This window comes from Paraburkholderia fungorum (assembly GCF_046027215.1).
Taxonomy (GTDB): Bacteria; Pseudomonadota; Gammaproteobacteria; order Burkholderiales; family Burkholderiaceae; genus Paraburkholderia; species Paraburkholderia fungorum_D.
In genome coordinates, this window is sequence record NZ_JAQQEN010000002.1 from 2,890,552 (window position 1) to 2,904,013 (window position 13,462).

At 60.7% G+C, this 13,462-nt stretch carries 10 protein-coding genes and 3 pseudogenes; 9 read left to right on the plus strand and 4 right to left on the minus strand.

What is annotated here, in order from left to right; all coding sequences use genetic code 11:
• A complete protein-coding gene (locus tag PQR27_RS33350) occupies window positions 1–486 on the minus strand; it encodes a GNAT family N-acetyltransferase (protein WP_408527807.1) in 486 nt (161 codons plus the stop codon).
• A gap of 152 nt (window positions 487–638) precedes the next feature.
• Between PQR27_RS33350 and PQR27_RS33355 the strand changes: the two genes are divergently transcribed.
• Window positions 639–1,034 (plus strand): lysozyme inhibitor LprI family protein, encoded by a 396-nt coding sequence (locus PQR27_RS33355; RefSeq protein WP_408527808.1) that lies wholly within the window; start codon window positions 639–641, stop codon window positions 1,032–1,034.
• A 272-nt stretch (window positions 1,035–1,306) separates the two neighbouring features.
• Window positions 1,307–2,512: a threonine--tRNA ligase gene (thrS, locus tag PQR27_RS33360; RefSeq protein WP_408527809.1), complete on the plus strand. Its 1,206-nt coding sequence runs from the start codon at window positions 1,307–1,309 to the stop codon at window positions 2,510–2,512.
• Window positions 2,513–2,537: 25 nt separating this feature from the next.
• On the opposite strand, the pseudogene PQR27_RS33365 reads toward thrS, so the two are convergent.
• Window positions 2,538–2,690 (minus strand): annotated as a pseudogene (locus PQR27_RS33365) (amidohydrolase family protein); the annotation flags it as partial.
• 116 nt (window positions 2,691–2,806) lie between these two features.
• Here PQR27_RS33365 and PQR27_RS33370 point away from each other — a divergent pair.
• The 4 genes from PQR27_RS33370 (at window position 2,807) to PQR27_RS33385 (ending at window position 7,680) form a co-directional block, all read left to right on the plus strand.
• Window positions 2,807–3,724 carry a dihydrodipicolinate synthase family protein gene (locus PQR27_RS33370; RefSeq protein ID WP_408527810.1) on the plus strand — a complete coding sequence of 306 codons (918 nt, stop codon included), beginning with the start codon at window positions 2,807–2,809 and terminating at the stop codon, window positions 3,722–3,724.
• Window positions 3,725–4,196: 472 nt separating this feature from the next.
• On the plus strand, window positions 4,197–5,111 hold the full coding sequence (locus PQR27_RS33375; protein WP_408527811.1) for a 3-hydroxyacyl-CoA dehydrogenase: 915 nt from the start codon (window positions 4,197–4,199) through the stop codon (window positions 5,109–5,111).
• 21 nt (window positions 5,112–5,132) lie between these two features.
• Window positions 5,133–6,080 (plus strand): 3-hydroxyacyl-CoA dehydrogenase NAD-binding domain-containing protein, encoded by a 948-nt coding sequence (locus PQR27_RS33380; RefSeq protein WP_408527812.1) that lies wholly within the window; start codon window positions 5,133–5,135, stop codon window positions 6,078–6,080.
• Window positions 6,081–6,171: 91 nt separating this feature from the next.
• Window positions 6,172–7,680 carry a CoA transferase gene (locus PQR27_RS33385; protein ID WP_408527813.1) on the plus strand — a complete coding sequence of 503 codons (1,509 nt, stop codon included), beginning with the start codon at window positions 6,172–6,174 and terminating at the stop codon, window positions 7,678–7,680.
• Window positions 7,681–7,928: 248 nt separating this feature from the next.
• Here the strand turns inward: PQR27_RS33385 and PQR27_RS33390 are convergent, their stop codons facing one another.
• Window positions 7,929–8,228 (minus strand): hypothetical protein, encoded by a 300-nt coding sequence (locus tag PQR27_RS33390; RefSeq protein WP_408527814.1) that lies wholly within the window; start codon window positions 8,226–8,228, stop codon window positions 7,929–7,931.
• 811 nt (window positions 8,229–9,039) lie between these two features.
• On the opposite strand from PQR27_RS33390, the pseudogene PQR27_RS33395 reads away from it, so the two are divergent.
• Together PQR27_RS33395 and PQR27_RS33400 are read left to right on the plus strand one after the other, a co-directional pair.
• Window positions 9,040–9,757, plus strand: a pseudogene (locus tag PQR27_RS33395) (transposase).
• A 364-nt stretch (window positions 9,758–10,121) separates the two neighbouring features.
• Window positions 10,122–10,805, plus strand: coding sequence for an HD domain-containing protein (locus PQR27_RS33400; RefSeq protein ID WP_408527815.1), 684 nt, complete (start codon window positions 10,122–10,124; stop codon window positions 10,803–10,805).
• Window positions 10,806–11,048: 243 nt separating this feature from the next.
• Here PQR27_RS33400 and PQR27_RS33405 read toward each other — a convergent pair.
• Window positions 11,049–11,408: pseudogene (locus PQR27_RS33405) on the minus strand (site-specific integrase); the annotation flags it as partial.
• A 281-nt stretch (window positions 11,409–11,689) separates the two neighbouring features.
• On the opposite strand from PQR27_RS33405, the gene PQR27_RS33410 reads away from it, so the two are divergent.
• Window positions 11,690–13,369, plus strand: coding sequence for an ABC-F family ATP-binding cassette domain-containing protein (locus PQR27_RS33410; RefSeq protein ID WP_408527816.1), 1,680 nt, complete (start codon window positions 11,690–11,692; stop codon window positions 13,367–13,369).
• The last annotated feature ends 93 nt before the right edge of the window (window positions 13,370–13,462 follow it).

Consider the following 13,462-nt stretch of genomic DNA (forward strand, 5'->3'; position numbering starts at 1 on the left):
TCACGCATTGCCTTCGGCAAACGCCTTGAGCGCATCGCCCGCCAGCCGGTAGCGGACCCATTCGCTTTGCGCGCTCGCGCCGATCGATTCATAGAAGCCGATGGCCGGTTCGTTCCAGTCGAGCACGCTCCATTCGAAGCGGCCGCAGCCAGTTTCACCGGCAACGCGTGCGAGGTGGCGCAGCATCTGTTTGCCCGCGCCGCTGCCGCGCGACGCAGGCGAGACGTACAGGTCTTCCAGATACAGCCCTTGTTTGCCGAGCCACGTGGAATACGAAAAAAAGTAGACGCAGAAGCCGATCGGTTCGCCATGCATCTCGCAGATCAAAGCCTTCGCGGTGGAGGTGGCGGAGAACAGGCTCGCTTCAATGTCTTTGACGCTGGCGACGACGTCATGCTCCGCTTTTTCATATACGGCGAGTTCGGTGATGAAGCGCAGAATCAAGGAGGAATCGGCGGCGCGGGCGGGGCGAATGTGGATGGTCAAGGTGAGGTGCTCGGTTGGTCTGCGAAATCGATTGAAGTATAGCGAGTGCGCGCTGGCTTCGAATGAGACATGTATCGTATCGTTTATTGTGTCGTTCTGGCTGGCAGTCACCCATTCCGGTGATCGTCAACAATCAGATATGAGGCTTTCCAATGAAGCGAGTGTCGATTCTGGCCGCGACGTATCTGGGGTTGTGCGCCAATGCCCAGGCAGAGAACATCGATTGCAAGCATGCCTCTGACCAGTATTCGCTGAACCATTGCGCCGCCCTCGAGTACCAGCTGGCCGATAAAAAACTGAACGACATCTACGGCAAGCTGCTGAAAAAAGTCAGTCCGCAAGGAAAACCGCGTTTGCAGAAAGCTGAGCGCGCGTGGGTTGCGTATCGTGACACGCAATGCGATTTTCTGACTTCATCGCCGTCGCCATACAGTGCGCAGCCAATGATTCATGCGGACTGCCTGAGCCGTCTCACGCAGGCGCAAACCAAGCTGCTCGACGAGCAACTGCATTGCCAGGAAGGGGACATCGGCTGCGGACAGCAATGAGCTGGTGATCTACCGCGAGTCGCAAATATGCTTGACGTGTCCTCACAAAATCCATTACTGTCGATCCATGGACTCCTACTCGATTCCCTTCGCTGCCGTCACCACCACCACGACCACCTTCACAGGCGGGTCGTCTGGAGGTTGCGCACGCTAGAAGCACGAAGCTGTGGCAGACCACCAAAGGCCCCGCCGGGAACGGACGGGGCCTTTGGCGTTTCTGGACCTCCGTTTGCGGCATTCCTCTGCGGCACCAAATTAAACGGAGCATCACTGTGAACGACATCGATCATCGCGTACTGGGCAATAAGCTCGACCTTTTCCATCAACAGGAAGAGGGCGCCGGCATGGTGTTCTGGCATCCACGTGGCTGGGCGTTATATCGCGTGCTGGAAGACTACATTCGCGCCCGCATGCGGCGCGCGGGCTTTCGCGAGATCCGCACGCCGCAATTGCTGGCGCGCTCGTTGTGGCAGAAAAGCGGTCATTGGGAGAAGTTCGGCGCGGCGATGTATTCGCTGGCCGACGCGCAAGAAGAGCGCGCGCTATGTCTGAAACCCATGAGCTGTCCGTGCCATGTGCAGGTGTTCAATCATCATGTGCGTTCGTATCGTGAGTTGCCGGTGCGCTACAGCGAGTTCGGCGCGTGTCATCGCGATGAGCCGTCAGGCTCGCTCGAAGGCCTGAAGCGCACGCGCGCTTTCGTGCAGGACGATGCGCACGTATTCTGCGCCGACGTGCATATCGAAGCTGAAGTCGCCCGCTTCTGCGCGTTGTTGCGTGGGGTCTACGCGGATCTGGGCTTTCCTTCCTTCAAGGTGGCACTCGCCACGCGCCCGGTGCAGCGCGCGGGCAGCGACGCAGTATGGGACCGCGCCGAAGCCGCATTGGCGAAAGCAGCGCGGGCTGCGGGCCTCGAATTCGATGTGCGCGATGGCGAGGGCGCTTTTTACGGGCCGAAGCTGGAGTTTCATCTGACGGACAACCGCGCGCGTAGCTGGCAGTGCGGCACGATCCAACTCGACTTCGTGCTGCCGGATCGTCTCGACGCAGAGTTCGTCAACGAGCGCAACGAACGCGAGCGGCCCGTCATGATTCATCACGCGGTGCTGGGTAGCATGGAGCGTTTCATTGCGATGCTGCTCGAGCATCACGAAGGCTGGCTGCCGGTGTGGCTCGCGCCAGATCAGGTGGTGATCGCGACGATCAGCGATGCGAACACGGCTTACGCGCAGGAGGTGATGCAGGCACTCGATGACGCCGGCATCCGGGTGATACTCGACAACCGGCCAGAACGGCTGGAGAAGAAGATTGTCGACGCACGCGAAAAGCAGGTGCCGATTCTGGTCGCCGTGGGTTCGCGCGATGAACGGGACCGGACGATCAGCATTCGCCTGCGCGACGGGCAGCAATCGACGCTCGTGCTTGCGGAGGGCGTCGAGTATTTGAGGCGAGCGGCGCTGCCGCCTGTGGTGTGCTGACAGCGCTCGCTTGCGTCGGCGCCCCTCAATCCGCGAGCAGCAGCTTCACGCCCTCGGCCGCTTCGTAGCGAAGCTCGTCGAGGTCGAGGCCGGGGATCACGCCGTTGTCCACTACCACGCGGCCGTTCACCACGTTGTAGCGCACGCGGGCTGGTTCACCGGCGGTGACCGGCGCCACGTCAGCTACACCGGGACGAAGCGTCGCCAAAATTGTCTATTTAGCCTTTTTGTGCTTGTATAGGGTTCGCGGGCCCTGACGCCGCGCGACTCGCATTGACCCGGAGACGGCTGCAGATGATATCAACGACACCCGACACCCATTCTTCACCGAGCGGAATCTGGCCCGTTCTCTATGCCTTCTTCGACTCCCGCAACCAGTTGGACCGCGAAGCACAAAGAATTCAGATCAATGCGACGATCGCGGCCGGCGCGCGGAGCATCGTCATACTCGGTCTCGCGACAGAGGTAAACCGGCTGTCGCTTGATGAGAAACATCGCCTGATCGACTGGGCCAGCGAAGACATTGCGGCACGCGTACCGCTCGTCGTCACGATCACGGGTGACACCGTGGATGCGCAAGTCGCACTGGCTAACTACGCTGTTGAGCGCGGTGCCTCTTGGCTGATCCTTCAGCCTCCGTCGATGCGAGACAAGCCGGAATCGTTCTATTTCGACTTCTTTGCTGCGGTGATGCAGCGCACACGCGCCCCGGCAGGCATTCAGAACGCACCAGACTATCTCGGCGTCGGCCTGTCAGCAGAATCGATTGTGACGCTTGCGAGTCAATGCCCAAATTTCCGCCTGCTTAAAGGCGAGGGACCGGCGACAACGATTCAGCGTACCGTCGACCGGCTGCGCGTGCTCGGTCATACGTTACCGGTTTTCAATGGCAGAGGTGGGCAAGAACTTGTCGACAACCTGCGGGCCGGATGTGCGGGACTGATCGTTGCGCCGGACACATTCGACCGGCAGGTCGCGATACACCGGGCGTTCGCTAACGGACTCGAGCAGGAAGCCGAAGCACTCTATGCCCAGACTTTGCCGGCTATCGTCTTTGTGATGCAGTCGCTCGACGCGCTCACGTGCTACGGCAAACGGATCGCCGCGTGGCGCATGGGCTTCGATGTACAGCACGATCGTGGCGTCGCGCCGACGGCGTTTGGGCTGGAATGTGCGCGGCGCTTTGCCGTGCAGCTTGGTGCCTTGAGGTAACGATTGTCGTGTGGAAAGCGAATGCTATCCGCGTGACTGTTGACGGGACAGCGAGTCCGTAGGTCCCTTCACAAACTCAGAGCGGCTGGGGTCGTGTGCATGCCTCACGCATGGGGCATCGTTTGCCGTGGCGCGCAAAGCGGCGATCGGCAGCATGACCCGAATCGGACCTACGACACTTCGTGTCAGCGATGGCCTGTTTCAAATGTCAAACGGTCATCACGCAACAACATGCCTCTAATGGGTACGGGACACCAGGCGTATTCCAGCTTTATGTAATAGCCGCCCTTCGCCCCGCCAACTACCATCAGAAAGTTGGCTCTATAAACCTCTCCTGGCTTCGGTATCAGAGGTCGGCCCCCACGCCAACGCAAGTTGCGAAACTGTCGCACGTTCCCGGCTACCCGGCGGTACCCGGTCGCGCCCGACATCCAGTCTCTCTTCCAATGGCAACGACCCGAAAGGACACACGATGACCCTGCCTCGAATCAGCGGAACGAATCTTTCCGCGGACACGACCCGCTCCGGCCGGTTGTTTTTCCTCGAATTGAGCGGCGGCCGCATTCACTCGATCAATCCCGACGGATCCGACCTCAAGACAATCGTCGCCGATTGCCGCCTCCCCGACGGCATCGTCGTGGACGTGGATGCCGGTCAAATCTATTGGACCAACATGGGTTCGATTGGCCTCCACGACGGCTCGATCGAACGCGCCGACCTGGACGGCAAGAACCGCGTGGTCATCGTCCCGCAAGGCGTCACGCACACACCGAAGCAGATTCATCTCGACAAGGCAGGTGGCAAGCTCTATTGGTGCGATCGGGAAGGCATGCGCGTGATGCGCGCCAACCTCGACGGCTCTCAAGTCGAAACGCTGGTCGCGACCGGACATGGCGACGAGGACCGGCTCGATCAGACCCGGTGGTGCGTCGGAATCACGATCGATCCGAAGCACGGGAAGCTCTACTGGACGCAGAAAGGTCCGGATAACGCCGGCCTGGGCCGCATCTTCCGCGCCAATATCGACATCCCACAGGGCGAGGGTCCGACAAACCGCTCCGACATCGAAGTGCTGTTCGACCGGTTGCCGGAGCCCATCGACCTTGAGCTCGACCTCGCGAAGCGTGTCCTCTACTGGACCGACCGCGGCGATCCTCCGCGCGGCAACACCGTCAATCGTGCGCCGATCGATGGAACGGCCGCGGCTGAAATCCTCGTGACGCACCTGATGGAGGGGATCGGCATCGCACTCGACATTCCCGGTAATCGGATGTTCGTCACGGACCTGAGCGGCTCCGTCTATTCCGCCGATCTCGATGGCAAGCACCAGCGCAACTTCCTCTTCGCGCAAGGCAACCTCACTGGCATCGCCTATGCCGAAGTCTGACCCACGCATTGGAGACATGACATGACTGATACCAGGCCCATTCGCCGCATCGCCGTTATCGGCACCGGCGTGATCGGTGCCAGCTGGACCGCACTGTTTCTCGCCAAGGGGCTGAAGGTCGTTGCGACGGACATCGCACCGAATGCCGAAGCCCAACTCAAGGCGTTCGTGGAGTCCGCCTGGCCCGCGCTCACGAGGTTGGGCCTTGCGCCCGGAGCGTCGCAAGCGAACCTGACGTTTACGCCCGTGCTCGCACAAGCGCTCACGGATGTGGACCTCGTCCAGGAAAACGGCCCCGAGCGGCTCGAATTCAAGCAGGATCTCTATCGGCAACTCGATGAGCTGCTGCTTCCCCACGTGATCATCGCGTCGAGCACGTCGACCCTGCCGATGAGCGCCATTCAGGTGGGCGCCGTGCGGCATCCCGAGCGCTGCGTCGTCGGCCATCCGTTCAATCCGCCGCACCTCATGCCGCTGGTCGAGATCGTCGGCGGGACAAAGACCTCGGAAGAGACGATCCGGCGCGCCACGGAGTTCTATACGTCGATCGGGAAACAGGCGGTGCGCCTGCACAAGGAATTGCAGGGCCACGTCGCCAACCGTCTGCAGTTCGCGGTGGCGCGCGAGGTCTACTACCTGGTGGCAGAGGGTGTGCTGAGCGCGGCCGACGTCGACACCGCCCTCTCGTGGGGGCCGGGTCTGCGCTGGGGCGTGATGGGCAACATGATGCTCAATCACCTCGGCGGCGGCCCGGGCGGCATCGAGCACTTCTTCCATCAGTTCGCCGGTCCGATGACGGCTGGGTGGAAAGATCTCGGCTCGCCCGAGCTGACGCCGCAAGTGCAGAAGAAGCTCATCGACGGCGTTCATGCCGAAGTCGGATCGCGCTCCATCGAGGAGCTGGAGGCAGAGCGCGACGAGCTGCTGCTCGGTCTCATCGAACTGCGCACCAAAGGAAAGGCGCGTTAAAGGTATGGATGCGGCCACGCCACGCGTGGCCGCGGCTCGCGCGAACTGATCGCGGGCAGTTGACACTCCCTTATCGAAAACAAATCCTCAAATGACAGACTCGACCCATCTTGCGATCGAAAGCGAACCGGACCGGCTTACCGGAATCATTCAATCGAACCTCGCGAATCCGGCGCGGAGCTCCGATATCGATCTGCACGGCGCGCTCAATAACGTACTGAAAGACGTCGGATTATCGGCGGCGGACAGCGGTGGCAAGATCACTTTCCACGGCCGGGATCCGATCATTCCCGCACTCTTCCGGTTCGGCTCGTTGTCCGCGATCGCTCTCGCCGCCAAGGCCGTCGGTGTCGCTGCGCTATGGCGACTGCGCAGCGGCGAGGAACAGGACATCGAAGTGGACGTCCGTAAAGCGTTGCGGCGCTTCGCCGGGTTCTTCGATCTGAAATGGGAGACGATCAATGGACGTCCTCCGGCTCTCAAAGTCGATACGAATCTCTTTCGCGAAACCCGCGACGGACGGCACGTCGTGCCCCTGAACATCTATCCCAGGCTGGCCGCCCGCGAGCTCAGCCTGCTCCGGTGCGACGCCAGCCCGGAAGCCGTGCGCAACGCCATTCTGCAGTGGCGCGCGGACGACCTGGAGAATGCGGCGGCGGAAGCCGGGATCGTCATCGCGAAGGTGCGTACTTTCGAGGAATTCAGCAAGGAGCTTCAGTACACCGAGGTCCTCTCGAGAATGTCGCTGATCAACGTGGAAAAGATCGGCGAGAGCGAGCCGATCCCTTTCCGGAAAGAGGGCACCAGTCCGCTGGACGGCATTCGCGCACTTGGGATGGGTCACGTGATTGCCGGAGCGGCCATCGGGAGAGACCTCGCTTTGCACGGGGCCGATGTCCTCAACATATGGCGGCCGTTCGACGACAACGAGATTGAGGCGTTCGCGTGGGACACGCAGGTCGGGATGCGCTCGACGATCCTGGACTACTCGGAGGAGGATCGCGCGAAATTCGATCTGCTACTGAAGGATGCCGATGTCTTCTTCGCGAACAAGCGTCCGGGCTATCTGGAACGCCATGGTCTCGAGGCCGAGGAGCTCTGCGGGAGGAAGCCTGGGTTGATCCATACCAGTGTCCTGCTTCACGGCGCCAAGGGCCCCTGGAAGTATCGTCCGGGATTCGATGAAATCGGCGCGGCCGTCTCGGGGCTGTTCGCCGTCGAAGGTACGCTCGCGCGTCCGAAATCGCCGCCAATCATCCCCATTGTCGACAACGTGGTGGGCTGGCTCGGCACGGTCGGCGTACTCGCGGCGCTGCGCCGACGTGCGATCGAGGGGGGCAGCTATCGAGTCACCGTTTCTCTGACGCGAACCGTGCTGTGGCTGTTCTCGCTCGGCATCTTCGATCGGGACTATGCCCGAGCGACCGCCGGATCTTCCGACGAACACGCCTACGTCGCCCCCGATCTGTTCACGGCAGAGACCCCGCTGGGCACCTATCAGGGCATGACCGACCAGGTGATCCTGTCGAAGACTCCCGGGGCCTTCAGGACAGTGCTCGCGCCACGGGGTTCGAGCAAGCCCGAATGGCTGACGCGGTGAAGGTACCCGACCTGCACTTCTGCGAAATCAGAGGGGCGCGACGGCATTACCGTTGATGTTGGTCAGCTTCCTGCAAGCAAAGGACGCTACTCCGTCTCCGCCTTCTCTGATTGCAATTGAAACGGCGGGGGCTGAAAGCGAAGACGCGCAGACAGGTCTGCGCGTCTCGAAGCTAATACCTCAGCAAACTAGCGACTGCCAGTCGCCAAGTGCATCAGCAGTACCCCACTGCAATCAATCCGGTTAATTTACGAACCGAAATACACCGGCTTCATTCCATCATTTGCATCTGGACGGATTGAGCCCTGGATCTTGTGGCCCACGCGAGAGACAGCGCCGCGGAAGGAATGCAGTTGATGCTGGGTGCCCGAGGCTGACGTGCCATCAGCGACGCCGCCAAAATCGGTAGCAGCCCCGTTTGCAGGGGTCACGCTAGTTTGTGCGACCTGAGCATTGGTGGGGGTGACCGCTTGGTTCGATTGAGCGAAAGCTGAGACAGCCGGAACTGCAAGGGCGGCTGCGACGATGAGCGATTGAACGAGTTTCATGATGCTTACCTCCAGATCCTGTTTCTCCGCAAACACCCGTTTGCGTTTCAGTGCTTGCAGTCTAGGCCGGAGGCTGCTTGAAATTAAGCTCTCGCAGAACAAAAGAATGTTGTCGAATTACGTACAAACCCTTATGCACCTCGACGTTACGGCACGCAACCGTTAGTGCTGTCCTGCCCCGAAAACCGTCACGATCTCAACTCGCGTCTCAACCAGGCATGGTCTGATTCTCAACGACCCGGCCATTCGCATCGAGTGACAGAAACTGGCCGGACGTTGCCTGACGCGGTTGGCTCAGTACGACCCTGAGCCGTTAGTTGTTATTCTCGGAAGCCGACCTTCGACTGCCCAACGCATCGAGAAACCTCGCCACGCGGCTCCGTGCAACAATCCGGATTTTTCGCGTGAGGAATTGGCAAAATCTTGCAGCCACTGGCCAAGCGCTCAAGGTGCGCGTTCCGCGCCTTAACTTCCAGCCACCGAAGACACCTCTTGCGACTTATCCAGTACGGTTAAACCACCGCTCCATGTGGCGCCAATTTCCGGGTCTCGGCCATTCGTCTGTAGATTGCCCCTCACAACAGCAGCCGAGTCCGTCCTGATAGCACGGCGCCGCTATTCAGTGGAGACATCGAAAAGATGCGTGTAGCGGTCGGCAAATCAACGAAAAGAGGCCAGAAAAAAGGCCTGTTCGTGATTCGGACGCACGCATAAGACGGATAGAATTTTGTCCTATACATACGTGACGCTCTGTCGCGCGTTCGATATCTGTCGGATCGCTTTCCCACATCGGATTTCCGGTTAATTCAGCATGACACGGCTTGCACGGCACTACGTCCCAGAACAACCGCAGCGCGTTATCTTGCAGGGACTCACGGGTCCCGCATTCCTGGACGAAGGAGACTACCGATACTTCCTCGCCTGCCTGGCAGACGCAGCGCGCGTCGCCGATCTGGCAGTCCACGCATGGGTACTTATGCCTGACGCGATACAGTTCCTCGTCACGCCTTCATACGAGTGGAGCGTGGCCGTGGCGATGCAGGCGATCGGGCGTCGCTATATCGAGACTTTTAACCGCCGCCATGGATGCCGCGGTACGGTGTGGCGTGGCGGGTACCGGGCAACAGTGATTGAGCCCGATCGGTATTTCCTGCTCGCGAGCCAGGTCATCGATCATGCGCCGGTGCGCAACGGCCTTGTAGCCGAGCCGGGAAACTACCAGTGGTCTAGCTACACGCACCACATCGGGCTGCGTGTCGATAACTTCATGAAGGACCATCCACTCTACCGGGCGCTCGGCAATACGCCGTTCGAGCGCCACCAGGCTTACCGCGATCTGGGCGTACAGCCTCTTGACGAACGCGAGGTCAATAACCTGATGCAGTCGACGCTCGAAGGCTGGGTGCTCGGCAGCGCCGCGTATTGCGAGTGGGCGGCGCAGACAGCCAACCGGCGTTTGATGCCCCTGCTGCTGCGCGACCGGCCGCCCCAAGGTTTGCACGACACGCGCCCTCGCACACGCGGGCTAACCAAAAGATAAACCAGCAAGGAAACCTTGCTTGTTCGAGAGGTGCTACATCAGGTCAGAGCGTTTCCATCCGCCCGGCTTCGCCTGTAGCAGGCAAGTGGGCGGAGGCCGGATTTGGCAGCAAACGGCGTTTTGTTGGCTGTGTTCCGTGCATCGATTAGTTTGATAATCAGCAGCCGGAGTCCAATACTTTGGGTGCGGGCTTTCGTTAGGCAAGGAATTCGGCGGTTAAGACAGGCGGAGGCAGCGCGGTCAACCAGACGAGTGACGATCCGGACCTTCGAAAAGACCCAATTCTCAACGTTGCCTCCTCAAACCGCCGAACGACGGATGGGGAGACGAGGCACTTATTGGAGCAACGAAACATGACGACGATCGCAGGAATCAGGATTCCCGACAGCACGATGGCACGTGCAGCCACCGAACTCGTTCGTGACACAGAGTCGGATCTGCTGTTTCATCACTCCACTCGCGTCTTTCTTTTTGGCGCCCTTGCCGGAGAGCGCAAGCAGTTGAAGTACGACCCGGAGCTTCTGTACATCGGTGCGATGTTCCACGACATGGGGCTTACCGGGCAATTCCTTACATCGCAGAACCGCTTTGAGGTGGATAGCGCGAATGCGGCACGCAGCTTCCTTCAACAGCACGGCATCCCCGAAGACGACATCGACCTCGTGTGGGATGCCATCGCCCTGCATACCACGCCGGGCATTCCGCCGTTCAAGAAACCCGTGGTCCAACTGGTGACGGCGGGTGTCGAGATGGACGTGCTCGGCCTGGCATACGACGAGTTCACCGAGGAACAGCGCAAAGTCGTGGTGGCTGCGCACCCGCGCGGCGAGAACTTCAAGGAACAGATCATCAACGCCTTCAATGAGGGCATGAAGCACCGGCCGGACTCCACGTTTGGCACCGTTAACGACGACGTGCTGGCACTCAAGGATCCAGGTTTTCGTCGCATGAACTTCTGCAGCATCATTCTCGGGAATGCGTGGAACGACTCACACTACGCATGTGTCTGCAACGACCCCGGACATCATCACGATTGAGCCGGCCGTTTGGTAACCACTGCTGTTCGAGTGCAAGCAGCGGATGCAGTGTCACCCGAAGTGGCGCATTTCCGCTGCAATCCTTCTGTTTGCTGGCTTTTATTGCAGGGATTGGCGATGCCATGGTCGCGTTTCTCCCCAAGTGGTTTGGGCAATTCCAATATTGCCGGCTTCGGTGACGTGCAGTCGGCAATACGGCTCAATGCAGTTGCCCGAGCGCTAGAGTTTGCAATGGCCGGTTCGAAGGCGGCTGGGAAATAGATACTGCTCCGCCTTCAAGTGAGCCTTGTCAATCCATGCCAACACGGCCGTCCGGGTTGGCTCGGTTAGCTCGAACTGCACGGGCCGCTGCGTTTTACGTTGCACGATCATCGCTCGCGGCAACATCTGACTACCGTGCATGACATCGCGCACACGGAGATTGACGAGATCACAGCCGCGCAGCTTGCTATCGATTGCGACGTTGAACAGCGCCAGATCGCGAACCGAATGGGCATTCTGGAGATGAATCCGTATTGGCCAGATTTCTTTCGGCTTCAGCGGTGGCTTTTGCCCGATTAACTTGCCTTTGTTCCAAGGCTCCCGAGTTTGCTTGGTTTCCATGGCGGACTCCAATTGATTGATCGGAGTCTAATTTTTGTTCTGGCCGGGGAGGACCGCCTCCCCCTGTGCGCACGTCGGATGCGTGCTACAGGCCAGCAACCGTCACTCGCCGTCTGTTGGCTGGCCCCGCAGCCGGAACGCCCGGTGCGCCAGTGCCTGCCTCGCTTTGCGGCCGGTGGGCGCCGCAAAGCGCAAGCGGCTCTTCACTCGTGCGGCCAGAAAAGAGACAGCCCCGTACGTCCGGTGGGCTATCATGCCTATCCTCTCCGAAGTAGCTCCTTATGATTTCCGTCCGTAATGTCACGCTGCGCCGTGGCGTCAATGTCGTACTCGACCGCGCGTCCGTCACCTTCACCCCCGGCGAAAAGATTGGCCTTGTCGGCCGCAATGGTGCCGGCAAGTCGTCCTTCTTCGGCCTTCTCAACGGCACGCTGCACGAAGACGGCGGCGAGTTCTCGATTCCCGCTGCATGGAAGATGGGCCAGGTCGCGCAGGAAATGCCGGAGACCGAGCAGAGTGCGACCGACTTCGTCATCGAGGGTGACACCGTACTGCTGGCCGCGCAGGCCGAAGTAGCCGCCGCTGAGGCCAGCGACGATGGCATGCGCATGGCGCACGCCTACATGGCCCTGCACGACGCCGGTGCACATGATGCCCCCGCGCGTGCTCAAGCGCTGATCCAGGGTCTTGGCTTCAGTGCTGCGCAGCTTGGCCAGCCGGTCAACAGTTTCTCCGGCGGCTGGCGCATGCGCCTGCAACTGGCGCGCGCGCTCATGTGCCCGTCCGACTTGCTGTTGCTCGACGAGCCGACCAATCACCTCGACCTCGACGCGCTGGTCTGGCTGGAAGCGTGGCTCAAGCGCTATCAGGGAACCCTGGTAGTGATCAGCCACGATCGCGAATTCCTCGACGCGGTGACGCAGGTGACGGTGCACGTCGACAACGCCAAGCTTGTGCGTTATGGCGGCAACTACAGCAAGTTCGAAGACATGCGCGCCGAGCAACTGGTGTTGCAGCAGGCCGCGATGGCCAGGCAGGCGGACAAGATCGCCCACCTGCAGAAATTCATCGACCGTTTCAAGGCCAAGGCCTCGAAGGCGAAGCAGGCGCAGAGCCGGGTCAAGGCGCTCGAACGCATGGAAAAAATCGCACCCGTGCTTGCCGACGCAGAGTTCACCTTCGAGTTCAAGGAGCCGCTCAACGTCCCGAACCCGCTGTTGTCGATGCTGGACGCGAGCTTCGGCTACGCGGCGCCCACCGGCGCACCGCCGGGCACACCGCCGACGGTCATCGTGCGGGGCATCAACCGATCCGTGCTGGCCGGGCAGCGCATCGGCATTCTCGGTGCCAACGGCCAAGGCAAGTCCACTCTGGTGAAGACGGTGGCGCACGAGCTGGCGCCGATCGCCGGCGAAATCAGCGAAGGCAAAGGCCTGAACATCGGCTACTTCGCACAGCAGGAACTCGACGTGCTGCGTCCTCTCGACACGCCGATGGAACACATGATCCGCCTTGCCAAGGACACGCCGGCGAACCTGCGTGCCCCCGGCCAGAGTGGCACCGAACAATCACTTCGCACCTTCCTCGGCACCTTCAACTTCAGTGGCGACATGGTCCATCAGGCGGTCAGCACGATGAGCGGCGGCGAAAAGGCGCGGCTCGTGTTGTGCATGATCGTGTGGCAGCGCCCCAACCTGCTGCTGCTCGACGAGCCTACCAACCACCTCGACCTGGCCACACGCGAAGCGCTAGGCATGGCACTTAACGAATTCGAAGGCACAGTGATGCTGGTCAGTCACGACCGGTCGCTGCTGCGCGCGGTATGTGACGAGTTCTGGCTCGTTACCAAGGGTGGCGTCGAGCCCTTCGACGGCGATCTGGACGATTACCAGCAGTTCCTGCGCGACGAAGCCCGTCGCATGCGCGAGCAGGCTGCCGGGGAGCAGAAGGTCATCGCCTGAACTAACCCCCTGGCAGTTCCAGTTTGGAAGCTGCCATAGCGCTCGCATCGAGTCGGAGAGGGTCGCTTAGGGTCGGGTGCAGCCGATCACTGC